The sequence below is a fragment of the Arthrobacter sp. N199823 genome (assembly GCF_002929705.1).
In the GTDB taxonomy this organism is placed as follows: Bacteria; Actinomycetota; Actinomycetes; order Actinomycetales; family Micrococcaceae; genus Specibacter.
In genome coordinates this window covers 521,694-547,934 of sequence record NZ_PJIN01000001.1, presented here as the reverse complement: position 1 = coordinate 547,934, position 26,241 = coordinate 521,694, and the positions used below count along the sequence as shown (strand labels likewise).

20 protein-coding genes are annotated in these 26,241 nt (G+C 62.1%); 14 read left to right on the top strand and 6 right to left on the bottom strand.

Annotated features, from left to right (window positions below):
- Positions 1 to 53: 53 nt before the first annotated feature.
- Positions 54 to 2,705: an MMPL family transporter gene (locus CXQ93_RS02365; protein WP_104108858.1), complete on the top strand. Its 2,652-nt coding sequence runs from the start codon at positions 54 to 56 to the stop codon at positions 2,703 to 2,705.
- 291 nt (positions 2,706 to 2,996) lie between these two features.
- Positions 2,997 to 4,277: a GAF domain-containing protein gene (locus tag CXQ93_RS02360; protein ID WP_104108857.1), complete on the top strand. Its 1,281-nt coding sequence runs from the start codon at positions 2,997 to 2,999 to the stop codon at positions 4,275 to 4,277.
- Positions 4,278 to 4,290: 13 nt separating this feature from the next.
- Here the strand turns inward: CXQ93_RS02360 and CXQ93_RS02355 are convergent, their stop codons facing one another.
- A complete protein-coding gene (locus tag CXQ93_RS02355; RefSeq protein WP_146073140.1) occupies positions 4,291 to 4,677 on the bottom strand; it encodes a hypothetical protein in 387 nt (128 codons plus the stop codon).
- A gap of 166 nt (positions 4,678 to 4,843) precedes the next feature.
- Between CXQ93_RS02355 and CXQ93_RS02350 the strand changes: the two genes are divergently transcribed.
- The 7 genes from CXQ93_RS02350 (at position 4,844) to CXQ93_RS02320 (ending at position 12,029) form a co-directional block, all read left to right on the top strand.
- Positions 4,844 to 6,367 carry an aldehyde dehydrogenase family protein gene (locus CXQ93_RS02350; RefSeq protein WP_104108855.1) on the top strand — a complete coding sequence of 508 codons (1,524 nt, stop codon included), beginning with the start codon at positions 4,844 to 4,846 and terminating at the stop codon, positions 6,365 to 6,367.
- Positions 6,368 to 6,563: 196 nt separating this feature from the next.
- Complete coding sequence (gene adhP / locus CXQ93_RS02345) at positions 6,564 to 7,574, top strand: alcohol dehydrogenase AdhP (protein WP_104109177.1); 1,011 nt, start codon at positions 6,564 to 6,566, stop codon at positions 7,572 to 7,574.
- 188 nt (positions 7,575 to 7,762) lie between these two features.
- On the top strand, positions 7,763 to 8,179 hold the full coding sequence (locus CXQ93_RS02340) for a DUF779 domain-containing protein (RefSeq protein ID WP_104108854.1): 417 nt from the start codon (positions 7,763 to 7,765) through the stop codon (positions 8,177 to 8,179).
- Between the two features lie 39 nt (positions 8,180 to 8,218).
- Positions 8,219 to 8,839, top strand: a complete 621-nt coding sequence (locus CXQ93_RS02335; protein WP_104108853.1) for a nucleoside triphosphate pyrophosphatase — start codon at positions 8,219 to 8,221, stop codon at positions 8,837 to 8,839.
- Positions 8,840 to 9,349: 510 nt separating this feature from the next.
- Entirely contained in the window at positions 9,350 to 9,793 is a 444-nt protein-coding gene (locus tag CXQ93_RS02330) for a hypothetical protein (RefSeq protein WP_104108852.1), read from the top strand.
- The gene (locus CXQ93_RS02325) at positions 9,790 to 10,107 is read left to right on the top strand and encodes a transcriptional regulator (RefSeq protein WP_104108851.1); all 318 of its coding nucleotides are present in this window, start codon (positions 9,790 to 9,792) and stop codon (positions 10,105 to 10,107) included. The genes CXQ93_RS02330 and CXQ93_RS02325 overlap by 4 nt, the downstream gene beginning before the upstream one ends.
- 122 nt (positions 10,108 to 10,229) lie before the next feature.
- Complete coding sequence (locus CXQ93_RS02320; RefSeq protein ID WP_104108850.1) at positions 10,230 to 12,029, top strand: biotin carboxylase N-terminal domain-containing protein; 1,800 nt, start codon at positions 10,230 to 10,232, stop codon at positions 12,027 to 12,029.
- Between the two features lie 76 nt (positions 12,030 to 12,105).
- Here the strand turns inward: CXQ93_RS02320 and CXQ93_RS02315 are convergent, their stop codons facing one another.
- The 3 genes from CXQ93_RS02315 to CXQ93_RS02305 all read right to left on the bottom strand — a co-directional run bounded on the left by CXQ93_RS02315 (position 12,106) and on the right by CXQ93_RS02305 (position 15,491).
- Positions 12,106 to 12,249, bottom strand: a complete 144-nt coding sequence (locus CXQ93_RS02315) for a methionine/alanine import family NSS transporter small subunit (RefSeq protein WP_082634378.1) — start codon at positions 12,247 to 12,249, stop codon at positions 12,106 to 12,108.
- A complete protein-coding gene (locus CXQ93_RS02310; protein WP_104108849.1) occupies positions 12,246 to 13,850 on the bottom strand; it encodes a sodium-dependent transporter in 1,605 nt (534 codons plus the stop codon). The genes CXQ93_RS02315 and CXQ93_RS02310 overlap by 4 nt, the downstream gene beginning before the upstream one ends.
- A gap of 231 nt (positions 13,851 to 14,081) precedes the next feature.
- Positions 14,082 to 15,491, bottom strand: a complete 1,410-nt coding sequence (locus CXQ93_RS02305) for an MFS transporter (RefSeq protein ID WP_104108848.1) — start codon at positions 15,489 to 15,491, stop codon at positions 14,082 to 14,084.
- 373 nt (positions 15,492 to 15,864) lie between these two features.
- Here CXQ93_RS02305 and CXQ93_RS02300 point away from each other — a divergent pair, with 373 nt between their 5' ends.
- From CXQ93_RS02300 to CXQ93_RS02290, 3 genes are read left to right on the top strand one after another with little or no spacing between them, the layout of a single operon-like run.
- Positions 15,865 to 17,277: an MFS transporter gene (locus CXQ93_RS02300; RefSeq protein ID WP_104108847.1), complete on the top strand. Its 1,413-nt coding sequence runs from the start codon at positions 15,865 to 15,867 to the stop codon at positions 17,275 to 17,277.
- The gene (locus tag CXQ93_RS02295; protein WP_146073139.1) at positions 17,277 to 19,574 is read left to right on the top strand and encodes a molybdopterin oxidoreductase family protein; all 2,298 of its coding nucleotides are present in this window, start codon (positions 17,277 to 17,279) and stop codon (positions 19,572 to 19,574) included. The genes CXQ93_RS02300 and CXQ93_RS02295 overlap by 1 nt, the downstream gene beginning before the upstream one ends.
- Positions 19,571 to 21,118 carry an FAD-dependent oxidoreductase gene (locus tag CXQ93_RS02290; protein WP_104108845.1) on the top strand — a complete coding sequence of 516 codons (1,548 nt, stop codon included), beginning with the start codon at positions 19,571 to 19,573 and terminating at the stop codon, positions 21,116 to 21,118. Before CXQ93_RS02295 ends, CXQ93_RS02290 begins: the two co-directional genes overlap by 4 nt.
- 152 nt (positions 21,119 to 21,270) lie before the next feature.
- On the opposite strand, the gene CXQ93_RS02285 is transcribed toward CXQ93_RS02290, so the two are convergent.
- On the bottom strand, positions 21,271 to 22,611 hold the full coding sequence (locus CXQ93_RS02285; protein ID WP_374953382.1) for an NAD(P)H-quinone dehydrogenase: 1,341 nt from the start codon (positions 22,609 to 22,611) through the stop codon (positions 21,271 to 21,273).
- Between the two features lie 178 nt (positions 22,612 to 22,789).
- On the opposite strand from CXQ93_RS02285, the gene CXQ93_RS02280 reads away from it, so the two are divergent.
- Positions 22,790 to 23,605: a purine-nucleoside phosphorylase gene (locus CXQ93_RS02280; RefSeq protein ID WP_374953381.1), complete on the top strand. Its 816-nt coding sequence runs from the start codon at positions 22,790 to 22,792 to the stop codon at positions 23,603 to 23,605.
- 80 nt (positions 23,606 to 23,685) lie between these two features.
- The gene (locus CXQ93_RS02275) at positions 23,686 to 25,500 is read left to right on the top strand and encodes a phospho-sugar mutase (protein ID WP_104109176.1); all 1,815 of its coding nucleotides are present in this window, start codon (positions 23,686 to 23,688) and stop codon (positions 25,498 to 25,500) included.
- A gap of 127 nt (positions 25,501 to 25,627) precedes the next feature.
- On the opposite strand, the gene nirD is transcribed toward CXQ93_RS02275, so the two are convergent.
- Complete coding sequence (nirD, locus tag CXQ93_RS02270; protein ID WP_104109175.1) at positions 25,628 to 25,993, bottom strand: nitrite reductase small subunit NirD; 366 nt, start codon at positions 25,991 to 25,993, stop codon at positions 25,628 to 25,630.
- Between the last annotated feature and the right edge of the window lie 248 nt (positions 25,994 to 26,241).

The following is a 26,241-nucleotide window of genomic DNA, read 5'->3' as shown; positions in this document are numbered from 1 at the left end:
TCATCCCCACCATGGCGCCCACCCCGCGTCAGCGTTCAACATAAGGAAGCATCATGGCTCTTTGGCTCTATAAATTGGGACGGTTTTCCGCCCGCCGCGCGTGGCTGGTGATTGTCAGCTGGATTGTGGTCATTGGCGTCGTCGGTGGCGCAGCAGCACTGTTCATGGGCACCACGTCCAACAACTTCCAGATCCCGGGCACTGAAACCCAGCAGATGGCGGACAAGCTTCAAGCCGAACTGCCCGAGGCGTCCGGCGGCACCGGTTCGGTGGTGTTCACCAGCAGCAACGGTGAGGCCTTCACGGCAGCCCAGGAGAAGGACATCTCGGCTGCCCTAGAGACACTAACCACCATCCCCACCGTCAAGGGCACGATTGATCCCTTCGTAACCACGGCCGCGCAGAAGGACGGTGCCACCCAGCTGGCCGAAGGCGCCAAGGCGCTGGCGGCAGGCGAGGCTGAAGCCGCCGCTGGCAAGGCCACCCTGGATGCTTCCGCCAAGGAATTGGCAGCGGCAAAGGCTCAGTTGGATGCGGGCCAGGCTCAGCTGGACGCCCAGAAGGCACAGTTGGCCGGCGCACCGGAGGCCGCACTGGCTCCTCTTGCGGCAGCGCAGGCGCAACTCGATGCCCAAAAGGCTCAGTGGCAAGCAGGCCAGGACAAGTTTGATGCGGGCAAGGCAAAGTTCGACGCCGGTCAGGCCACCTTGGCTGCCAAGAAGGCCGAGCTGGCTACGGGTCAACGTACTGCAGATGCCACCGCTGGCCTGCTTTTTGTCTCGGAAAACAACAAGGCCGCCATTGGCCAGATCCAGTTCAGCGAGTCCATGAACGCCGTGACTCCGGCCAACCGCCAGCTGGTTCAGGACAAACTTAACACCCTGGAATCCAGCGGTGTGACCGTATCCTACAGCAAGGAAATTCTCGAGGACGTCTCCGAGGTGTTCGGCGTAGCCGAAGTCATTGGTGTGGCAGTGGCCGTTGTGGTCCTGCTGATCATGCTCGGCACCTTCTGGGCCGCCGGACTACCTCTGGTCATGGCGCTCGTGGGCGTCGGCGTCGGCGTGGGCGGCACCATGGCGTTGACCTCCGTGATTGACATGTCCTCCATCTCACCGATGCTGGCGCTCATGTTGGGCTTGGCCGTGGGCATCGACTACTCATTGTTCATTGTCAACCGTCACCGCCAGCAGATCAGCGCTGGCATGGACATGCGTGAGTCCATCGCCAGGGCTACTGGCACCTCCGGCAACGCCGTCACCTTCGCCGGACTGACGGTAGTCATCGCCTTGGCGGCATTGGCCGTCACTGGCCTGCCGTTCCTTGCTGTTCTCGGTTTGTCCGCTGCAGCGACCGTCGCCGTCTCGGTGCTGATTGCCCTGACCCTGACGCCCGCGTTGTTGTCGCTGATCGGGAAGAAGATCATCTCCAAGAAGGGCTGGGCGAAGAATGGCGTTGCAACGGCGAAGCACAATGCCACGCTGGAAGGCCTCACGGACTCCGAAAAGGCTTCTGCTGATGAAACAGCCGACATCGCCCGCAGCGCCAAAGGCTGGGGTGGTCTGGTCACCAAGCACCCGGTCATCGCCCTTGCGGTTTCCGTCATTGCGCTAGTTATTATCGCGATCCCGGCGACGGGTTTGCGCTTGGCATTGCCCGACGGCGGTTCCGAACCTGTCGATTCCAGCGCCTTCCAGGCTTACTCCATCACCGGAAAGAACTTCGGCGAAGGCATGAACGGGCCCATCATCGTTGTTGGTTCGCTTCCGGCTGGGCTGGATAAGGCCAGCGCCACGGAACTGAATCTGGATGTTGCCGATAAGCTGCGCGAGGTGAAAAACGTGAAGGCCGCCATTCCGGTCACCCTCAGCGAAAATATGCGCACCGCTGTCTTCCAGGTCATCCCTACCGAAGGACCAGCCAGCGAGAGCACCGTTCAGGTCATTCATGACCTGCGTGCCGAGGGTGCCACCATCCAATCCGACTTGGACGTCACCATCGGCTTGACCGGTCAGACGGCCGCCAACGTCGATGTTTCGGAAAAGCTGGGAGCGGCCCTGCCGCCTTACCTGGCCATCGTCGTCGGACTTTCCTTGATCCTGCTGATCCTGGTTTTCCGCTCTATTCTGGTGCCGCTGCTGGCAACGGCAGGATTCCTACTCTCGCTCGTAGCTGCGTTTGGTGGCGTGGTGGCCGTGTACCAGTGGGGCTGGCTCAGTAGCATCTTTGGTGTGGAGAATCCTGCTGCTGTGCTGAGCTTCCTGCCGATCATTTTGATTGGTGTGCTGTTTGGGCTCGCCATGGATTACCAGGTCTTTATTGCCTCGGGAATGCGTGAGGCTTATGCCCACGGTCAGGATGCCAAGCAGGCCGTGCGCACCGGTTTCAAGCATGCGGCACCGGTCGTCACGGCCGCCGCGATCATCATGATCAGCGTGTTCTCTGGCTTCATCTTCAGCCACCTGACCATGGTGCGGCCACTCGGTTTTGCGCTGGCGTTCGGCGTGCTCGTTGACGCGTTCGTGGTGCGCATGACCATTGTTCCGGCGGCCATGCACCTGATGGGCAAGTCTGCCTGGTGGCTGCCGAAGTGGCTGGATAAGATCCTGCCCGACGTTGATGTGGAAGGCGCCAAGCTGGTTACTCTCACAGAGACCCCTGATGCTGCGCCGACGCGCAGCGACGACGCCGAGTTGGTTCGCTAGCTGCACCGGCGGCAAGTGGCGGCCGGCTGTCAGTGACGGCGGGCTGCAATGACAAGCGGGCGGGGTTTCGACCCCGCCCGCTCGTGCGTTAAGGCCCGCTTGTGCGTTAAGGACAGACGCTTCCTCACATATCGGGCATTTTTCGGAAACGCTTCCTCACATATAGACCGTTTTTCATCAACGCTCCTGCAGCAATCGTCCATTCCGGTGTACTCATCATGAACTAGGATAGTGAGCTACGGCACACAGCTGGCAAGCTACCCATCGCCCCTCTTGAGTTTTGGAGCATTAATGTCCCCGGAGCATCCACTGCTCGAGAGCCTGCCAGCCATGCGTCCGCTGGTCCGTGAATCCTGGCAGCGGTCCTTGGACGCTCTGGCCACGCCTTCCGGGCTTAATCCTCCTGCGGTGTGGGAAAGCCGAGAATTGCAGGACTTCCGCCGGGACCACCCGCTGGCAGCAATCATGCCGGTGATTACCAAGCTGCTGGTGGAGCCAAGTCACGACACCGGATTACTGATTGCCGTAGGCGATGAGCACGGCCGCTTGCTCTGGGTGGAGGGTGACTCTGCAGCTCGCCGCAACGGCGAGGGCATCAATTTCGCCACAGGAGCCGACTGGTCCGAAACAGTGGTGGGCACCAGCGCTCCCGGAACCGCCCTGGTCCTGGGCAAGAGCGTGCAAATTGTGGGCCACGAACATTTCAACCCGGCCGTCCACTCTTGGAGTTGCACGGCCGTGCCGTTGCATGATCCGGATTCCGGAGCAGTCTTGGGCGTCGTCGACATCACCGGCGGCGCGGAAGCCGTGGGTGCCAACACCTTGTCGTTGGTGCAGGCCTCGGTAGCGGCGGCCGAAGCTCAGTTGCGGATCGAGCGCTTGGAGCGCCGGGCTGAACAGGAACGCCGCACATGGTTTTCCTCCTCCGCCAGCGCAGGCTCGGCCAGCAGGGCTATAGCTACTTCTACTGGTGCGAAGAAGCCCCTCTATCGTGACAGCTTGCAAATTCTGGGCCGTGATCAGGGCCTGCTGCACGTCGCCGGGCAAGCCGTCACTCTCAGCGAACGCCACACTGAAATCATGGCCATGCTGGCGCTGCACCCCGATGGCCTCAGCGCCGAGGAACTCACCGACAAGGTCTACCCCGAAGGCACCTCACTGACCAGCATCCGGGCCGAAATGGTGCGCCTGCGCAAGCTCTTGCGAGGCGCAGCACCTACGTTGGTGCCCGAATCGCGCCCCTACCGGCTCCCCCGCGCGCTCGTAGTTGACGCCGAACAGGTCCGCAATTATCTAGACCGAGGCGCACACAGGCTGGCCTTGAAAATCTACCGTGGCGAGGTCATGCCCCGCTCGCTGGCCCCGGCAATTGAGGCCATCCGCCATCGCGTGGCCGTGCAACTGCGGGAGGCAATCCTCGCCGATGCCAGCCCGGACGCGCTGTTGGGTTACCTACTGCTTCCCGAAGCCGCGGACGACGTCGAAGCCTGGCGCACAGCCTTACGTCTCCTGCCACCGCGCTCACCTAAGCGTGCCGCCGTCGTGGCTCATCTGGAAGCGCTGGAAGGCTAGCAGCTCTCGAAGGCTAGTTCGCCGAGGACCCGGGCCGCGGACTGCCTGAGCGGGCGATGGCCGTCCACAGCTTCGTGCCAGTGAACTCTTCCACGGTCTGGGATGCGCTCTGCTGGGTCATGCTATGCGCTTCAATGATGGTGGAGATGTCACGCACCAACCGTGCGGGCGCATCGTGACCACGGGCAAAGTTGCCGCCACTCGCGTACATGGGTACCGCCGTCGTGCGTGAATATTCGGCACTGGCAGCGTTCGGCTCTGGAAGGTCAAAGGTGGGCTGGTAGCTGGATTTCGCGGGTTGGTAGCCGTTGAGTTGACGCTGGCGATTGAGGCGTTGTGGCCCAATCCACCGCCCCCAAAAGAGCAAGATGGCGGCCACAATCAGAAGTGCTATCCCCATGATTTCCATCCCTTCATCCTAACCAGCACGGTTCTGCCTCATCACTGACCTCGCTGCAGGGTGCGGCAAAAGTGTGATCTGGATCATGCAACGTGGTTGCAACGTTGCTCGACGTACTGTTGCGATCAAGGACGCTGATGTCCCCCACCGCGAAGGAGTTTGAACAATGGCTGTTTATGCACAACCCGGTACAGACGGTTCCAAGGTCACTTTCAAGGACCGCTATGAGAACTGGATTGGCGGGGAATGGGTGGCTCCGGTCAAGGGTGAGTATTTTGAGAACATCACGCCCGTCACCGGTAAGGTTTTCTGCGAAGTGGCCCGCGGCACGGCTGAGGATATTGAACTGGCGCTGGACGCAGCCCACAAGGTGGCGCCGAGCTGGGGCGCAACCTCGGCCACGGAACGCGCAGCAGTCCTGAACAAGATTGCCGACCGCATTGATGAGAATGTGGAACTTCTGGCCGTCGCGGAAACGTGGGATAACGGCAAGGCCATCCGTGAAACACTCAACGCTGACATCCCCCTCGCGGCAGATCACTTTCGCTACTTCGCTTCTGTGGTCCGCGCCCAGGAAGGCAGCCTAACCCAAATCGACGAGAACACCACGGCCTACCACTTCCATGAGCCTCTCGGCGTGGTGGGGCAGATCATTCCGTGGAACTTCCCCATCCTGATGGCCGTCTGGAAACTGGCACCGGCACTCGCTGCGGGAAACGCCGTCGTCCTTAAACCAGCGGAACAGACGCCGGCCTCCATTCTGGTCCTCATGGAACTTCTCGCGGACATCCTGCCAGCCGGGGTCATCAACGTGGTCAATGGCTTCGGCGTGGAGGCAGGCAAGCCGCTCGCTTCGTCCAAGCGCATCCGCAAGATCGCGTTCACTGGTGAGACCACTACGGGCCGATTGATCAGCCAGTACGCCAGCCAGAACCTGATTCCTGTCACGCTGGAACTGGGCGGCAAGAGCCCCAACATCTTCTTCGACGACGTCATGGACAAGGATGACGCCTTCTATGACAAGGCGCTGGAGGGCTTCACGCTCTACGCCTTCAACCAGGGCGAGGTGTGCACTTGCCCGTCCCGCGCTGTGGTGCAGGCAGGCATTTATGAGAAATTCATGGCCGACGCTATTGCCCGTACCGAAGCGATTATCCAGGGCAACCCGTTGGACACCGACACTCAGATTGGAGCGCAGGCGTCCAACGACCAGATGGAAAAGATCCTGTCCTACATGGACATCGGTAAGCAGGAAGGCGCCAAGCTGCTCACTGGCGGCGAGCGCAACATCCTCCCCGGGGATCTGGCCGGCGGTTACTACGTCAAGCCGACCATTTTCGAGGGCACCAATGACATGCGAATCTTCCAGGAGGAGATCTTTGGCCCCGTCCTCGCGGTGACCAAGTTTGACGACTACGCAGACGCGCTCCACATCGCCAATGACACCCTTTACGGGCTCGGCGCCGGTGTCTGGTCCCGAAACGGCAATGTCGCGTACCGTGCAGGGCGCGAGATCCAGGCCGGGCGCGTGTGGGTCAACAATTACCACGCCTACCCCGCTGGCGCTGCGTTTGGCGGCTACAAGTCCTCGGGCATCGGCCGTGAAAACCACGCCATGATGCTCGATCACTACCAGCAGACCAAGAACCTGCTGGTCAGCTACAGCGAGGATAAGTTGGGCTTCTTCTAATCCCCACGCCCTCCCACCGCTCGCAAGTTCGCGGCGGGGCCATCGGGCGCGTGGGCCCAACACCCTCCACACCGCTCGCAAGTTCACGGCGGGACCCTCGCTCACCATCTCACCTGGGCACGACGCCGGGTACCCACCCTGGGTGCCCGGCGCACTCCCGGCATCCCTACGTTCAAAGGAGAACCACATGACTACGATGCATGCTGCAGTTGTTAAAGAATTCGGCGCACCCCTCAGTGTTGAGGAATACCCGCTGCCCACCCCCGGCCCGGGCCAAGCCCTGATCAAGCTGATTTCAAGCGGGGTCTGCCACACAGATCTACACGCCGCCGAGGGCGACTGGCCCGTCAAGCCGAGCCCGCCGTTTGTCCCCGGGCACGAAGGCGTGGGCGACGTGGTGGCCCTCGGCGAGGGCGTCACCTCCCTTGCTGTTGGCGACCGGGTGGGTAACGCCTGGCTGTGGAGTGCCTGTGGGGACTGTGAATACTGCCGTACCGGGTGGGAGACCCTGTGTGAATCCCAGCAAAATGGCGGCTACAGCGTGGACGGCTCCTTCGGCGAGTACATGCTGGTCGATGCCGAGTTCGCTCCTCGCATTCCTGAGGGCGCTGATCCCGTGGAGATCGCACCAGTACTGTGTGCCGGCGTCACGGTATACAAGGGCTTAAAGATGACCGAGGCCCGGCCCGGCCAGTGGGTTGTTATTTCCGGTATCGGCGGTTTGGGACATATCGCCGTCCAGTACGCCGTGGCCATGGGTCTGCGCGTTGCCGCTGTGGACATTGCCGAGGACAAGCTCGCTCTGGCACGCAAGCACGGGGCCGAAATTACCGTCAATGCAATGACCGAGGATCCGGTAGAGGCCATCCAGGCACAGACCGGTGGTGTCCACGGCGTGCTTGTCACGGCCGTGCATCCGGCAGCGTTTGGCCAGGCGATTGGCATGACCCGCCGCGGCGGAACCATCGTGTTCAACGGGCTTCCCCCGGGCGACTTCCCCGCCCCCATCTTTGATGTGGTGCTCAAGGGCCTGACAATCCGCGGCTCCATTGTGGGCACCCGCCAGGACATGGAGGAAGCCATTGATTTCTACGCCCGCGGCCTGATCCACCCCACGGTCTCCACCCGCAGCCTGGGCGAAATCAACGAGGTGTTGGATGAGATGCGTGGCGGCAAGATCGACGGCCGCGTCGTCATCAAGTACTAGCCCCGCCCGGAACCCTCCCTCAGCAATAGGGCGTTTTCGTCGAACCCTCCCTCAGCGATGGGGCGATTTCGTCGAACCCTCCCGCACTTTTGCCCAAAGTTCGACGGCGAAAAGTCACCTTCCCCGGGAAAGTGACCTCCCGCCGTCGTACTTTGGGTACATGTGCCACCTTATTAAGGAGCACTCCCATGAACGCCACCCCCGAAACCTTGGATGCAGGCATCACCGTCCCCGGGGAAACCTCGTCCCGCGTGGCCCTGAGCGCAACGGCCGTGGAACTGCTCCAGAAGATGTGGGGTCGGCACGGGCCCTTGATGTTCCACCAGTCCGGCGGCTGCTGCGACGGCTCCTCCCCCATGTGCTATCCGGCGGGCGAGTTCATCACTGCTGAGGCAGACATCCTGCTCGGACTCTTTGAACTGCCAGACTGCGGGCCCTTGGAATTTTGGATGTCACGCGAACAGTTCAACTACTGGTCCCACACGCATCTGACAGTGGATGTGGTGGACGGGCGCGGCAGCGGTTTCTCCGTGGAGGCGCCGGAAGGCAAACGCTTCTTGATCCGCTCCCGCCTCGTGGAGGGCTTTATTCCGGCTGACGCTTGAGAGCGAATCCTTACGTGCACTGACGTTTAGGCTAGATCCATGACCCAAACACTGATCCTGGCCTCCGCTTCCCCTTCGCGCGCCAAACTCCTCACCGATGCCGGCATTACCCACACCGTCAAAGTCTCCGACGCCGACGAGGACGCACTCACCGCCGCGGCCGGCCCCATCACCCCCTCCGAAACCGCCCTGTTGTTGGCCCGCGCCAAGGCCGAATCCGTGGCCGAGGTAACGCCCGGCTCCTTGGTGATCGGCTGCGACTCCGTCTTCGAGCTCGACGGCACCCCCTATGGCAAGCCCTGGGAGCCGGAGGTTGCGCGGGAGCGGTGGCAGTTGATGCGCGGTCGAACTGGCGTGCTTCATACCGGTCACTGGCTCATTTCCACGCCTTCCCTGTCCGACGTCGGATCCCCCGTTGGGTACGGAGAGGTCACTAGCGCCGCTGTCACCTTTGAGGAGGTCACAGATGCTGAGATTGACGCCTACGTTGCCACAGGTGAACCGCTACAGGTTGCTGGCGCGTTTACGATCGACGGATTGGCCGGAGCCTTCATCACCGGCGTCGAAGGCGACCCCCACACTGTGGTGGGACTGTCGATTTCCACCCTCCGCCGACTTTTGGGCAAGCACGGCGTCGCGATCACTGACCTTTGGGCCTAATTCTTCGCTGATGCGCTGAACTCGCTCGGAGTTCGGCGCATCAGCGAAATTCGCAGTCCCTTATGCACTGAACTCGGCCCGGGTTTGGCGCCATAGCCTTCACGCACCAAACCCGCCTTCAGTTCAGCGCATAAGGATCAGCCGGGCAAGTACGGCGTCGCGAACACGGACTTCTGGGCCTGGCGCTTCGCTCATGCGCTGAACTCAACTCGGGTTCGGCGCATGGTGAAACTTTGCTTCAATCAATAGAAATGAATGACTCACAACCAGCCTGACGTAGAGGGTTCCGTCCCTTATGCACTGAACTCGCACTGGATCCGGCGCATGGTGAAACTTCGCGTACCTCATGCGCTGAACTCGACATGGGTTTGGCGTATAGGCGCTCATGCCCCAAACCCACCTCAAGTTCGGCGCATAAAGTAACAAATCGCGAGAAACTACTTGACGCAATGGAAAGTATTTTCATATAGTTGAGTCATTGGACTGCATCACTCAACTGAAAGGCCCAGCGTGAACCAGAACAGCCCCACTCCATCCGCAGAGGAAGCCCGCGAGATGCTCGCTCGAGCCGATGGCATTGGCAGCTCGGCCACCAGCGCAGCCAGTTGGCCCGCCGCTATGGTGTTCAATTCCTTGGCAATCCTCGGCTCCATGCTCATGATCGGCTTTCACATCGTCGCTCACACCGGGTACGGAGCCGCGCTACTGGCCATAACGGTCAGCGTCTGGGCCGCCATCAATGCCACCATCTGGCCACTGATGCAGCGCACCACGAAAACCGGTTTCACTAAACGGTTTCTCACATCGCTTTTTGCCTACATGGGTCTCTACGCAATTGCCTTGTTTGTTGGCGCCTTCGCCTTCCCTGACGGCAGCCTTGCCTACTACATAACGGCAGCAGCAGTTCTGGCCGCAGTCGGTTTGGCCGCAGCATTTAGGGAGCTGCGCGCATGAACCCCCAATCAGCCGAACCGCCGCAGCACCCACGGCACGAACTTAGCGACGTTCTACACCAGCCCGTCAGGTTCTCCATCGCTGCGGCGCTGTCCAAAACCGAGACCATGGATTTCAAGGACCTCCGCAACACCATCCAGGTAAGCGATTCGGTGCTCAGTAAGCAGCTTTCGCATCTGGAGAAGGCCGGTTTCGTGACCATCAAGAAGGGTTTCGTGGGCAAGTTCCCCCGCACTTCGGTCAGCCTGAGTGCGGATGGGCAACAAGCCTGGGACCACCACATCGCCACATTGCGACTAATCGCCGGGGGCTAACAAGCGCCTATTTTGTAGGAACTCCACAAAAGATCAGGAGCGCACACGCATAAACGCCATGATGTGTGAGGAAAATCCACATATTCACGCTAGGCTCTCTTGAGAATAGAAGGAGTCCGTCAGTGAGCATTTCACCATCTGTCCCGGCGCAAAAGCTGAGCAAAGTACTGATCGCCAACCGCGGCGAAATTGCCGTCCGGATCATCCGGGCAGCCCGCGACGAAGGCATCGCCTCCGTTGCCGTCTACGCCGAACCGGACCGTGAAGCGCTGCACGTGCGCATGGCTGATGAAGCATTCGCGCTGGGTGGCTCAACGGCGGCCGACTCCTACCTGGTCATGGAGAAGATCCTGGACGCCGCCAAGGCTTCGGGTGCCGATGCCGTTCACCCCGGCTACGGATTCCTGTCCGAGAACGCTGACTTCGCGCAGAAGGTCGTCGACGCCGGTCTGCTCTGGATTGGCCCCTCCCCCGCATCCATCGCGGCTCTGGGCGATAAAGTTCAGGCTCGCCACATCGCCGAAAAGGTGGGCGCACCGCTGGTTCCCGGCACCAAGAACCCGGTGGAGTCCACCCAGGAAGTGCTCGATTTCGCCGATGAATTCGGCTTACCCCTGGCGATCAAGGCCGCTTACGGTGGCGGCGGGCGTGGCATCAAGGTTGTCCGCACACGTGAAGAAATCCCTGAACTCTACGAATCTGCCGTGCGTGAGGCCGTCGCAGCCTTTGGCCGCGGCGAATGTTTCGTGGAGCGTTTCCTGGACGCCCCGCGCCACGTGGAAACCCAGTGCTTGGCCGACGCCGCCGGCAATGTTGTGGTCGTCTCCACCAGGGACTGCTCCCTGCAGCGCCGCAACCAGAAGCTCGTTGAAGAGGCTCCGGCCCCGTTCCTGACGGACGTACAAAACGCACAGCTGTATGCAGCGTCCAAGGCCATCTTGACCGAAGCCAAGTACCAAGGCGCCGGCACCTGCGAATTCCTCGTGGGCACTGATGGCACCATCTCCTTCCTCGAGGTCAACACGCGCCTGCAGGTGGAGCACACGGTTTCTGAAGAAGTCACCGGCCTTGACCTGGTTCGCGAGCAGTTCCGGATCGCCCGCGGCGAAGAGCTCGGCTATGGCGATCCCGAAGTCCGTGGACACTCACTGGAATTCCGCATCAACGGCGAGGATGCCGGCCGCGGCTTCATGCCCGCCCCCGGCACCGTCTCCACCATGACCCTTCCCACCGGTCCCGGCGTCCGCGTCGATTCCGGCATCACTGCTGGCGAGGTGATCGGCGGCAACTTCGATTCCATGCTGGCCAAGCTGATCGTCACCGGCGCCACTCGCGAGCAGGCCATCCAGCGTGCCAACCGCGCCCTGGCCGAGATGGAAATCGGCGGCATGCCAACAGTGCTGCCCTTCCACCGCGCAGTGGTGGCCGATCCCGCCTTCGCACCGGCCGACGGCAAACCCTTCACGATCCACACCCGCTGGATCGAGACCGAGTTCGAGAACACCATCCCCGTCTTTGATCTCGCCTCGGCAGCAGGTGCCGCGGACGACGCCGGCACTCGCCAGAGCGTTACCGTCGAGGTGGGCGGCAAACGGCTTGAGGTGACGCTCCCGTCGTCGTTCGCTGTCAGCAACGGTTCCGGCGCATCGACGAAGAAGGCCAAGAAGGCTGGACGTAACCGCAATGCGGGTCCGGCTACTGCCAACGGCAACGCGCTGACCTCACCCATGCAGGGCACCATCGTGAAGGTTGCCGTCGCCGATGGCGATGTGGTGGCTGAGGGCGATCTGATCATGGTCCTGGAGGCCATGAAGATGGAACAGCCGCTCACGGCGCACCGCGCAGGTACCGTCACCGGACTGAACGCAGCCGCCGGGGACACCGTTTCTGCTGGTGCCGTACTGGCCACCATCGAGGACTAGTACCCAAAAGCACGACGCCGGGAGGTGCCCTTTTTGTGAAAGGGCACCTCCCGGCGTCGTACTTCAGTGTTTAAAGCTAGAGTTCGTGCGGCATTTCCTCGGGGCCGGGAAGCTCGTCTTCGTCTTCCGGGTGACGCGCGAGGTTCCACATGGAAAGGGCCAAACCGCCCCACACGGTCAACATGGCAATGATCATCATGGTGATGGCTACCGGGGTCATGACTTCAACTCCTTGATGTTGTTGTCCACGTCGCCTTCAAGTTCTGCGGCTGCATTGAACGCTTCATATTCGGGATCCTTGAGCTTGGATTTCTCGCTCCAAGGAATCAGCGAGAGCAGCACGGCGCCCACAATCAGCGCACCGGCCATGCCCCAGCCGAAGACACCGTTGAACCAGGCTGGGTAGCCTGAGTACTGTTCGGAGCTCTTGGACTGGATCTCGTTGATGAGCATGTAGCCCAAGGCCACCGGCACGATGCCACCGACCACAATGCGCCAGCCGGTGCCCATCTTGATGGTGGAGGTCCGGTTCAGGTGCTGTTGGAGTCTCGGGAGGCTGCTGAGCCCGGCAGAGATCACGATGACCGCGACGAGTGCACAGGCCAGAATGCCGAACTGGTTCACGAACGCGTCCGAGGTATCCAGCAGGTGAATTCCGGTGGTGGTCGGGAACAGGACCAGGGAGATCACGGCAATCGGGATGGTGACAATCAAGGTGGCACTCTTGCGGCTCCACCCAAGTTTGTCTTGGAAGGCCGCAACGATGACTTCGAGAATGGATATCAGCGAGGTCAATCCGGCAAAGACTAGAGATCCAAAGAACAATACGCCCAGCACCGCCCCAAACGGTGCTTCGGAAACGATAGTTGGGAAGGCCACGAAAGCCAGCCCGATGCCGCCGGAGGCCACCTCATCCACGGGTTTTCCAGCAGTCACTGACATGAAGCCCAGCGCTGCGAAAACGCCAATACCGGCGAGAATCTCGAAGCCGGAGTTAGCAAACGCTACAACCATGCCCGAACCGGTCAAGTCGGTCTTGCGCTTGAGGTAGGAAGAGTAAGTGACCATGATGCCAAAGGCCACCGAAAGGGAGAAGAAGATGTGGCCAAAGGCAGCTGCCCACACACTCGGGTTCTGCAGGGCAGACCATTCCGGGGTGAAGAAGGCGTTCAGGCCAACCATTGCCCCATCGAGGAACAGCGACTGCACCACCAGGATCACGAACATGATCACCAACAGCGGCAAGAACACGGCGTTGGCGCGTGAGATGCCCTTGTTAACTCCGGCCACCATGATCACAATGGCCACAACCCAGACTGCCAGCATGGGGAAGAAGACATTGGAGACGAATTCAAAGGACAAGCCGGCCTGATCGGCTGACTGCAGGTAGTCTCCGAAGAAGAAGCCTTCGGCGTCGTCGCCCCAGGCTTTCGTGACCGAGAACCACGTATACATGGCCGCCCAGGCAATGATCGCGGCGTAGTAGATGGCAATGACGAAGCAGATCAATACCTGCCACCAGCCGATGGGCTCCGCCGCACGGTGCAAGCGACGGTAGGACAGGGGTGCCGATCCGCGGAAGCGGTGGCCAATCGAGTAGTCAAGGAACAGTAGAGGGATACCGGCGCATAGCAGTGCCACCAGGTAGGGAATCAGGAAAGCGCCGCCACCATTTTCATAGGCGACATAAGGGAATCGCCAGATGTTGCCCAGCCCAACGGCGGAACCGATGGCTGAGAGGATGAAGAGTTTTCGCGAGGAGAATGTCTCTCGAGGGGCTGGAGCGGCTTTTCCGCCCCCGCCTACGGGTGAGGTAGTCATGAAGCAACGTTAACGTATCGTGGCTCACATCAGCTGATTTACTGTACTCTTCGGACATTGTTATGGCTTTAACACAAATGCCGATGGGGCTGGGGACCAAAAGGGCCTCGATGGTCTTGACCACTGCAGTGGGCAAGACCATCGAGGCCCTTAGTTGAATGCGGGTGGTGGGCCCACGCTTGCCAGGTTCCCAGAAATCGCGTCAGCGATTTATAGGCCGGCAAGTGGGGACTAGCTGACGTTGGAGGTGTATTCCAGGTCGCGAGTTTCCTTCATGATGAAGAGGGCGATCAGCGTCAGCACAGCCATCGAGGACAGGTAGACACCCACCAGGACGGGGCTTCCGTCGGCTGCCTGCCAGAGGGCCACGGCAATGAACGGAGCCACGGCAGCACCGAGGATGCTGGACATGTTGTAGCTGATAGCTGAGCCGGTGTACCGCACGTTGGTGGGGAACAATTCCGGCAGCAGTGCCCCCATGGGACCGAAGGTCAGACCCATCAGCGAGAAGCCCACAATGAGCAGCGTCATGACACCTGCGGTGCCAGCACCGAACAGCGGTACGAACGTGAATCCAAAGACCAAGATGCCGGACGTGATCCACAGCAGGGACTTGCGGCGGCCATACTTCTCAGCCAATGGTCCGGAGACCAGCGTGAAGATACCGAAGAAGACAACACCGATGATGAGCATGACCAGGAATTCGTTGCGCGTGTAGCCCAGTCCTGCGACCCAGTTGGCAACGGCATCGGCACTCATCGGCTTGCCCGCAGCCTCGGCCTTGGCTTTGGCTGCTTCGATGGTGGCCGGGGTGGTGCCGTAGGACAGTGTGAAGGTTGTCATCAGGTAGAAGAGAACATAGGTGGCCAGCATGACGAACGTACCCAAGATGAGGGGGCGCCAGCTGGTCTTGAACACGCGGCCAACGGGGAGCTTGGAAACTTCGCCCTGGTCGATGACCTTCTGGAAAGCGGGGGTTTCTACCAGCTTCAGCCGGACGTACAGGCCGATGATGACCATGACCGCACTGAGGAGGAACGGAATGCGCCAGCCCCACGATTGGAACTGCTCCGTGCTCATGCCGAGGCTGAGCCAGAGGAAGATGCCGTTAGCGAGGATGAAGCCGATGGGCGCACCCAGCTGTGGGAAGGTTCCCCAGATGGCGCGTTTGCCTTCCGGAGCGTTCTCGGTGGCCAGCAGTGCCGCGCCACTCCACTCGCCGCCCAGAGCCAGACCCTGCATGAAGCGCATGACCACCAGCAGAGCTGGCGCCCAGAACGTCCAACCGGGCACGAGTGCCGTGGGCAGGCAGCCGATCAGGAAGGTGGCAACACCCATGGTCAGCAGGGACGCCACGAGCGTTCCCTTGCGGCCAACTTTGTCGCCGAAGTGGCCGAAAACAATGGAACCCAACGGGCGGGCAACGAACGCCACCCCGAAAATAGCGAACGAACTCAGTAGCGCCGTTGCAGCATCCGCGTTGGGGAAGAACAATGCGGGGAAAACCAGCACTGCAGCCGTTGCGTAAACGTAGAAATCGTAAAACTCGATGGTGGTTCCGATAAGGCTGGCAACAATGACCCTGCCGCGGCTGTTGACTGGAGCAGTCTCCGCGGCCGCCGTGTTTTTGGAAGAGCTCATGGCTCGGCTTTCTCTCAGGTGTTTTGCCACTCACAGGGCAAGCAGGCCTCGCGGGCGTATCTCACGCACTCAAAGGCAAGTCAACAACCATGGTGGCAAAACGACAATATTTCACTCTGCGACTCCCAACAGTACTACCACTGTCCACCTGCTGGACAATCACGCCATCATGTGGACCCTGCGAAGTGGTGCAGCAATGGTCAAAATTCCACCTAACCGTGCTCCCGGACCGCTGTTAGGTAAACGTCACAACAATTTCACACCCCGTGACCGGCCCCGAAACTCCGCATCTCTAACGTTGTGATCACAAGCATTGAAGACACTGCATTCGCCACAAGAGTGCACAGTCACCACAGCGACCGGGAGGTTTGTCATGACGGCTGAACAGATGAGTACCACCACCAGCAAGACCACAGCAACGGACACCGGAGCAGCACTGAGCAGTTCACGGGGCCGCTGGTTGCATCACTGGAACGCCGAGGACACGGGGCAATGGAACAGTGTGGGGCGTGCCATTGCCAAACGAAACCTCGCCTGGTCCATCGCCTGCGAATTCTTAGGCTTTGTGGTCTGGCAGCTATGGTCCATCGTGGTGGTCTTCATGCCAGCGGCCGGATTCACCTTCAGCTCCGGGGAACTCTTCTGGCTCATTTCCATCCCCTCCCTCGTCGGAGCCACGCTGCGCATTCCGTACACCTTCATGGTGGCCAGATTCGGCGGGCGTAACTGGACCATCGTCTCCGCCCTCCTGCTGCTGATCCCCACACTGGGCATGGCGTGGTGCTTGGGCAACCCGGAGACCCCGTTCGGCACCATGCTCGTTGTGGCAGCACTCGCCGGCTTGGGTGGCGGCAACTTCGCCTCCTCGATGGCCAACATCACCTACTTCTACCCCGCCCGTGAAAAGGGTTGGGCGCTGGGACTGAACGCAGCCGGCGGAAACTTAGGTGCCGCCGTCGCACAGTTCATGGTGCCTGTGGCAGTGACCTTGCTGGCCGCTGGCACACTAGGGCTCCCGCTGGCCGGGCTCATGTGGGTCCCACTGATCCTGATCGCCGCGTGGGGCGCCTGGAAGTACATGGACAACCTCTCCAGCGCCAAGTCGGATATTGCCGGCTCCCTTGCATCCCTTCGCGAACCGCACCTCTGGATTCTGGCGCTGCTCTACATTGGCACCTTCGGTTCCTTTATCGGCTTCTCGGCCGTGTTCCCTAAGCTGATCATGGATTCCTTTGGCGCCGGCGTGGGACTGAAAATGGGACCGGCCATCATCTCGCTGGCGTTCCTGGGTGCCCTGACCGGCTCCCTTGCCCGGCCATACGGCGGCAAATTGGCCGATCGCTGGGGTGGCGCCCGCGTCACCGTCGCCTGCTTCGGCGTGCTGGCCCTGACAGCCATGGTCCAGGTCCTCACCCTTCCGCTGGGCAGCTTCCCGCTCTTCCTGATCCTCTTCCTGGTACTCTTCGCCGCAGCCGGTGCCGGTAATGGCTCCACCTACCGCATGATTCCCATGGTGTTTGCCCTCCGCGCCAAGAACTCCGGGGACGCAACCGGTGACGGCCAAATGAGCGCTACCCGCAAGGGTTCGGCCGCGCTGGGCATCATCTCAGCGATTGGCGCTTATGGCGGATTCGTGGTCCCGCAGGTCCTAAACGCCTCCCGCCAGTCCACCGGTGGCTACGAAGGCGCCTTCATCGGCTTCGTCGCCGCCTACCTGGTACTCATGACGCTGACCTGGGCCGTCTACCTCCGCCGCTCATCGGCCGCATCCTTGGGCAACGTGTAATGACTGCCGCACCCAACAAGACCAGCACGACGCCGGGCGCGCAGCTCCCTGCCTCCGCGATCAGTCCCCCTTTGGGACAGAGCAGCACGACGCCGGACACTCGCCTCCGCGCTGTCTCGCTAGCCGCCGCGGGGGCTGGGGCCGGGACGGACACCCACTGTCCTTACTGTGCTTTGCAATGTGCCATGACAGTGACCCCGGCAGTCCCCGAACCCACCATTGCCGGCCGCGATTTCCCTACCAATCGCAGCGGGCTGTGCCGCAAGGGGTGGACCTCGGCGGCACTACTGGGCCATGCCAGCCGCGTCACCACCCCCCTCCTCCGCGGAGCCGACGGCCAGCACCGCCCCATCGACTGGGAGCAAGCCCTTGATCTGATTGCCGACAACGTGCTGCGCACTCGAGCCGTTCACGGTCCCGATGCCGTGGGAGTTTTTGGCGGCGGCGGGCTGACAAATGAGAAGGCTTACCAGTTGGGCAAGTTCGCCCGCCTGGCACTAGGCACCTCCCGCATTGATTACAACGGCCGCTTTTGCATGTCCTCGGCAGCGGCCGCCGGCAACCGGGCGTTCGGCCTGGACCGCGGTTTACCCTTCCCTCTCGCAGACCTTGATAACGCCCACACCGTTCTAATGCTCGGCTCCAACGTGGCCGAGACCATGCCCCCGTTCGTCCAGCATTTGGCGGGCGCCCGGGAAGCCGGCGGGCTCATCGTTGTTGATCCCAGGCGCACCGCCACGGCAGAGTTCACAGGCGACGGCGCCGGTCTACATTTACAACCAGTTCCAGCCACCGATCTGGTGCTGTTGCTGGGCCTGGCCCACATTGTCATTGCGGATGGACTGGCCAACACGGAGTTCATCAGCAAGCGCACCCATGGCTACGATGCACTGGCCCGCAGCGTGGCCTCTTGGTGGCCCGAACGCGTGCAATCGGTCACGGGCGTACCCGTACAACAGCTGCGCGAAACGGCCCGGCTCCTAGCCGTTGGCGCCCAGCGCGGCGGCAGTTACATCCTCACCGGACGCGGCGTGGAACAGCATGTGGACGGCACCGACACGGCCACGGCCGCCATTAACCTGGCCCTGTTGTTGGGCCTCCCCGGCTCGACCACTAGCGGGTACGGCACGTTGACCGGTCAGGGCAACGGGCAGGGTGGGCGCGAACATGGCCAGAAGGCCGATCAGCTCCCCGGCTACCGCAAAATCACCGACCCCGCCGCCCGCGCCCACGTTGCCAAGGTGTGGGGCGTGGAACCGGAGGACATCCCCGGTCCCGGCCTGCCCGCCGTCGAACTTCTCGCCTCACTCGGCAAGCCCCACGGCGTGCGCACCTTCTTCATTCACGGCGCCAATGTAGCTGTCTCGGCGCCCAACGCCAGCGAGGTACTCGAGGGACTGCGCCAGCTGGACTTTCTGGTGGTGGCGGATTTCTTCATGTCGGAGACGGCGCGGGAGGCGCATCTGGTGCTGCCGGTCCTGCAATGGGCTGAGGAGGAGGGCACCATGACAAATCTCGAGGGCCGCGTGCTGCGCCGCCGGGCCGTGCTCTCCCCTCCTGCGGGTGCGCGCTCGGAGCTGTGGATCATGTCAGAGCTTGCGCGTCGACTGGATGCGCCGTCGAGCTTTAGCTCGGATCCGGAGACGGTGTTCACCGAATTGCGCGCCGCCTCCGCTGGTGGGCTGGCCGATTACTCCGGCATTGATTACGCCATGTTGGATGCCGGCGCAGAGGCTTACTGGCCCTATCCGGCCGGCAGTCAAGGCACGCCGCGGCTCTTCCTAGAGCGATTTGCCCATGCGGACGGCCGTGCCGTGCTGACACCGGTAACGCCGTCGAGCAGAAGTGCCCGGGACACGCTGTTCACGGGAGCAACGCTGGCTCTGGTCACCGGCCGGCTGTTGGAGCACTACCAATCCGGTTCCCAGACGCGGCGGGTGCAGGCCTTATCGGATGCCGCTCCGCGGGCTGAGCTGCTCATCCATCCGCTGGCTGCGCAATCGCGAGGAATTCTCGACGGCGCACGTGTCACCATCGCGAACGGGCGTGGAACGGTGCGGTGTACAGCCACGTACAGCAGGGCCATTCGCAGCGATACGGTGTTTCTGCCCTTCCATTTTCCGGCCGAGGAGAACGCCAACTTACTCACCAGCGCGGCCGTGGATCCCATCTCCGGGATGCCGGAATTCAAGGCCAGCTCGGTCACCGTGACGGCGGATACGCCAATACATGCACCCGCGGATGCGGTATCGGAGCAAGCCGGATCACTTGACGCAGCATTGGAGGCAGTCGCATGACCTTGGCACCCCAGCACATCGTGGTCATAGGATACGGGCCTGTGGCGGCCCGCCTGGCCGAGGAATTATTGCCCAGCGTCCGTCGCGGCGAGCTGGCACTGACCATTATTGGCGAGGAACCCACGGCAGCCTACAACCGTGTGCTGGTCGCCGATCTGGGCGTTGGCAGGACCACCGAAGAGGCCATTTCCGTCTCCGATGCGGCAGAGCTCAGAGCTGCCGGAATGACTGTCCTCATGGGGGTCCTGGTCCGGCGCGTGGACCGTGCCCGCCGCGGCGTCCTGCTCTCCGACGGCACATGGATCGGCTATGACAAGCTGGTCTTCGCCACAGGTGCCCGCCCCGTGGTTCCCACCTTGCACGGGCTCAACCCGGATCCCACAGCACGGGTCCCGCTCCCCCGTGGCGTGAGTGCCCTGCGCGATCTGGCCGATGCCGCGGTGCTGCGCAACGCCGTCGTTCGCCACGAGCGCGTGGTGGTGCTGGGTGGCGGAATTCTTGGTTTGGAAGCCGCGCTGGCTGCTCGCGACGAGGGTGCGCACGTGACGGTGGTCCATCACGGGGCGCACACTCTGGGCCGCAGCATTGACGCCGGTGCGGGCCATACGGTGGCGGCCGCGCTGCGTGCCCGGGGTATTACAGTGGTCTCGCAGGCGCGTGCTGTCGGGGTGGAATTGAGTCCCGGAGCCGACGGCGTTCCCACCTTTTCCGGGTTGCTTCAGGATGCGGGGGCAACAGTGGAGGGGGAGCTACTGCTGCTCTCCTGTGGCGTGCGGCCGCGCATTGAGGTGGCTGCTGGAGCCGGGCTGGCCACGGACAGGGGTATTTTGGTGGACCATCAGCTCATGGCCCATCACGATCCCCACATCTTTGCCCTGGGCGATTGTGCAGAAGTGCGTTGCTTGGACGCAACGTGTCCGGAGTGCGCTGATAACTCGGGGCCACTGGGTCTCATTGGTCCGGGGTGGCGGCAGGCCGAATGGCTCGCAGGGTTCCTGAGCGATTCCGCAGCAGCCACAGCTCCGCGCCCTACCGTACCCTTGCCTGCGGAGCGCGCCCCGGTCATCATGCTCAAGGCTCGCGGAGTTGACGTGGCAGCGGCCGGAGATGTGTCAGCGGGGCCCTTTGACGATGTTCCCGGCTTGAACATCAGCCAGTGGGTTGATCCCGAGCACGGGAAATACGTGAAAATGAGTACCCGTGGCGGCGTGCTGGCAGGATTCGTGAGTGTCGGCATGCCCCGTGCGGGCGCGGAACTGACGCTACTCTTTGAACGCGGATCCGAGCTTCCGGCAGACCGCTCAGCACTCTTGCGATTGGATGGCTCGGACGGGGACAGCGGTGCCGTGGCGGTGGCCGACCCTACCAGGACAGTGTGCCGCTGTGCCGGGGTCTCAGAAGAGAGCATCACGGACGCGGTGACGGGCGGCTGCGCCACGGTTCCGGAGCTTTCTGCCACCACACGGGCCGGAACCGGCTGCGGCGGCTGCCACGGAGAGCTGAAGTCCCTCATCGAGGCCCATTTCGCCCCGGCCGCGGCCTAAATCACCCCACATTCGCGCCCTGCGATCCATCGAGTCAGACGGAGCGCCGCAGAAAACAGAATCGACCCGTGAGTTAAGGTCGCTTAGAACTTTCTAAGCGACCTTAACTCACGGGTCGATTCGCGCAACGGGTCGATTCGCAGCAGGGTGAGTTACATGTGGACGTGGAGGCGGCGCGCAGCCTCTGAAATGGAGCCGGACATGGACGGGTACACCGTAAACGTGTTGGCCACGTCATCCACGTGCAGCTTCTGAGTCACCGCCAGCGCGATCGGGAAGATGAGTTCACAGGCGCCAGCACCCACAACCACACCGCCAATAACGGTTCCGGAACCCTTGCGAGCGATGATCTTCACAAAGCCGTCATTGACGCCACGCATCTTGGCGCGGGCGTTGGTGTCCAGGGACAGCTTGATGACATCACCCTGGTACTTGCCCGAGGCCAGATCGGCTTCGGAGACACCCACGGAGGCGATCTCCGGGGAGGTGAAAATGTTGGAGGAAACCTGTGTCAGCTTCAGCGGGCGTACGCCGTCGCCACCCATGTGAGCCACCGCGATGCGGCCCTGCATGGCAGCTACGGACGCCAGTGCAAAAACGCCCGTGCAGTCACCGGCAGCGTAGACATTCGGCGCGCTGGTGCGGGAGACGCCGTCGACCTTAATGTGGCCGCTGGGGGTGACCTCAACGCCGGCAGCTTCCAGACCGATCCCGGTGGTGTTGGGGATGGAGCCAACGCAGACCAGGCAGTGGGTACCGGTGACCTTGGAGCCGTCGCCCAGTGTCACCACTACGCCGTCGGCGGTTCGTTCTACGGCCTCGGCGCGCGACTGAGACAGCACGCGCAGTCCTCGGCGGGCGAAGACGTCTTCCAGCACGGCAGCGGCGTCGGAGTCCTCGCCGGGCAGAACCTGGTCGCGACTGGAAATCAAGGTGACCTTTGAGCCCAAGCCGTTGAAGGCGGAGGCGAATTCAGCGCCGGTCACACCAGAACCCACCACGATCAGCTCTTCGGGGAGTTCGTCCAAATCATAAATCTGGGTCCAGTTGAAGATGCGTTCGCCGTCGGGCTGGGCCGTGGCAAGTTCACGGGGGTGGGCGCCAACGGAGACCAGGATGGAATCGGCCTTGATGATCTCGCGTGACTCGCCGCGGTCCACTTCGATGGTGCGGTTGTCCAGCAAACGGCCAGTGCCGATGACGATCTTCACGCCCACGGCTTCCAGGCCGCGGCGGATGTCAGCGGACTGTTCCTTGGCCAGGCGCATCACGCGTTCGTTGATCTGCTTCAGATCAGCCTTCATGACGGTCTTGGGGTTGCCCTCGGCAGATTCGAAGCTCACACCGAGCTGTGTGGAGTCGACGCTGCGGTTCATGGCCTCAGCCACGGCGATCAGCGACTTGGACGGGACAACGTCTGTCAGGACAGCTGCTCCGCCCAGTCCGGCGCGCTCCACAATGGTCACCGCGGCTCCCATTGACGCGGCCACCATGGCGGCTTCGTAGCCGCCGGGACCACCACCAAGAATGGCAAGGCTGGGAAGGGCAAAGGGCGCAAATACATCCTGTTGACTGGTCACAATCATTCATTCTTCCCTAGGCCGCGCCATGCACCAAGTTCCACCAAGACTGTGCTTAGGCACACGGGGCCGGTATGTTGGTTCCGTGACTATTCAAAACACCGCAGAGCAGACCGATCCCAGCCAGCTAGCCCGCGAGGCAGCCGCCTATATTGCCGAACACACGGGTGTTCAAACTCACCACATCGCAGTGGTTCTGGGCTCGGGCTGGGGTGAAGCGGCAGGTCTCATCGGCGAGGTCACAGCTGTCCTGGATGCCACTGACGTCCCGGGCTTTTCCGCCCCCGCAGTAGTAGGCCACGTGGCCACGCTGACATCCATCCGCACCCCCGGTGGCAAGAACGTTTTGGTCCTCGGCGCCCGCACCCACTTCTACGAAGGCAAGGGCGTGCGCGCTGTGGTCCACGGTGTGCGCACCGCCGCCGCTGCCGGCGCCACCACCATGGTTTTGACCAACGGCTGCGGCGGGCTCAACGAGGCGTGGACCCCCGGCACGCCCGTGTTGATCAGCGACCACATCAATTTGACGGCGACGTCCCCGCTCGAGGGCGCAACGTTTGTGGACCTGACGGATCTGTACTCCGCCAGGCTGCGTGCAGTGGCCCGCCAAGTGGATTCCACCCTTGATGAAGGCGTCTACGCCCAGTTCACCGGCCCGCATTACGAAACTCCTGCCGAGGTGCAGTACGCCAAGCGCATTGGTGCCGATTTAGTGGGCATGTCCACGGCGCTGGAGGCCATTGCCGCCCGCGCCGCCGGCATGGAAGTATTCGGCATTTCCCTGGTGACCAACCTCGCCGCCGGCATCAGCGCCACCCCGCTCAGCCACACTGAAGTTATCGAGGCCGGCACCGCCGCAGGCCCCCGCATTTCCGCCTTGTTGGCCGGTATCATCGCAAAGTTGTAGGAGTTCGCGCGCGGTGCGGTTACATTGGTTTCGTGAGACATGTAAACGAGAACCAATCCGAGTCCGCCTCAGCACTCGAGATTGCGGCCCTGCAGGCGGCCGCAGGCCAGTGGGCTGACCACGATCCGGACCCGGCAACTGCCGCGCAACTGCTGGATTTGATCGCCGCCGCGCCGGCTGACCCGGCAGAGTTGGCCGACAGCTTTGCCGGCAATCTCGCATTTGGGACGGCCGGGCTCCGCGCCGCCATGGGGCCTGGCCCGAACCGGATGAACAAGGTGGTGGTGCGGCGCGCCGCAGCCGGTGTGGCCGCGCACTTGCTCGCCCTCGCCAAGGAGCCCGCGCAGCCTGAGGACGCTCAGGAAGGGCAGAAGGACACTTTCGACGCCGGATCCTCCTCCGCGTCTGTCCTGCGGTACCAGCCCCGGGCAGTTGTGGGATTTGACGCCCGCTACAACTCGCAGGCGTTTGCGCAAGAGACCGCGGCTATTTTCACTGCGGCTGGTATTGAAACATTCCTGATGCCGGCACCGCTGCCAACACCGGTGCTGGCTTACGCTGTACGTGCCCTGGACTGCGAAGCCGGCATCATGGTGACAGCTAGCCATAATCCACGCCAAGACAACGGCTACAAGGTGTACTTGGGCGGCCGGGCCGTGGCTCCGGAGGCTCGCGGCGTGCAAATTGTTGCCCCGCACGATTCCTTGATCGCCGGTCACATTGATACCGTTGCCAACACAGCGGAAATGGGCGAAACTTCAGGCATTGAGATGGCCAACGAGGGTTGGCATGTCCTTGGCGATGCACTGGTTCAGGAGTACAAAACAACTGTTGCCACATTGGTGGATCCTACGGCCTTCCCCGCACGGGAGCTGCGCATTGTCCACACCTCGCTGCACGGTGTGGGGCATGAAACGGCCCTGGCTGTGCTCAACAGTGCCGGGTTCACCGATGTTCATGCCGTTGCCGAACAATCCGCCCCTGACCCAGACTTCCCCACTGTCTCCTTCCCTAATCCGGAAGAGCCTGGCGCCATGGATCTAGCCTTTGCCTTGGCGGAAGAGGTCGGTGCCGATCTGGTCTTGGCCAACGATCCCGACGCCGACAGGGTCGCTGTCGGTGCGCTGAACCCCGCCACCGGAACGTGGCATCAGCTCCACGGCGACCAGGTGGGGGCCTTGCTCGGAGCGCACATAGCGGCAAGGGGCGGGCGCGCCGGAACAGCAGAAACCGGCGCAACAGGTACCCCCGTCTTTGCCAACTCGATTGTTTCCTCGCGACTGCTGGGCAAGATCGCAGCTGCCGCCGGATACGGACATGCCCATACGCTGACAGGTTTCAAGTGGATTTCGCGTGTTCCGGCGCTTACTTACGGCTACGAAGAAGCTTTGGGCTATTGCGTGGCACCGGAGGTGGTACGCGACAAGGACGGGATTTCGGCTGGGCTCTTGGTGGCTGAAATGGCCGCCTCACTCAAGGCTGTTGGCCGGACGCTCTTCGATGTTTTGGATGACTTGGCTTTGGCGCACGGTCTCCACGTCAGTAACCAGATCAGCATCCGCGTCGAGGAAATCTCCGATATTCACGCCATGGTGTCCCGGCTCCGGGCCCAGCCTCCTGCGCACTTTGACGGTTCAGCCATTGCCGAGCTCGCCGATCTCGCCACGGGCTCAATTGACTTGCCCGCCACGGAGGCCATGGCCTACTGGAGCGATAACGGCACCCGGGTCATCATCCGGCCCAGCGGCACCGAACCAAAGCTCAAGTGCTACCTGGAAGTCATCATTCCGGTGACCGGCGCGGAGCATCTCGGCGCAGCTCACGAAGAGGCGCAACGTGCACTGGCCGCGGTGGTTATTGACGTCAAGGCAGCCCTGGGGCTGGAAAATCTCTAACAGTTAGTCACGGCTCTAGCCGCGCGAATTACGCCACTCATCCGCTTTCACACGGCTGCGTGGCGTTTTTTGTTGTGCCACGTCAATCGTGCTGCGTTGCAGCTGCAGCTATCGGGCGGGTCCAGCTCTAGAGCTCCACCTCGATACCGCCGGCCACAACGCGCACCGGGAAGGTGTCCAAGGATAATTCTGGCCTGCCGAAGCACTCCCCCGTTGCCAGCGAGTAGACCTCTTTGTGCAGCGGTGAGGCGATGGTGTACGTGTTGCCGCGGGAGCCAACCACACCGCGGGCCATGACATGGGAGGCGGTGGCCGGGTCGGCATGGGACACCGCAAAAACGTCGTTTTCACCCACCCGGAACAGCGCGACTTGCTGTCCGTTGATCAGGGCCGCTTCACCCCACGAGTCTTCGAGATCGCGCAACTTGCACACCGGAAACCACCGCGTTGTATGTGCGGTGCGAGCGCCATGAGCGTGGGAGGTGCGGGGCATTTCCATGAGCTGTTCCATGAGCGTTCCTTTTGATCGGGGCCGGGTGGGAGCTAAGCGCCGTGGCAAAAAACTGGATGCCCAACCCACAACCCGGTGACCAGAAGCTGCGGGTCGGGCAACTGAGATCAACCCTAAAACGGCCATGTTTCCCCTGCCCGACGCCCCGGTAACGGAAATGTTAAACCTCTCTCACCACCGCGATGCCGGGGCCCGTGAGGCTTATGTTAACTGGCTGTTACATCGACGAA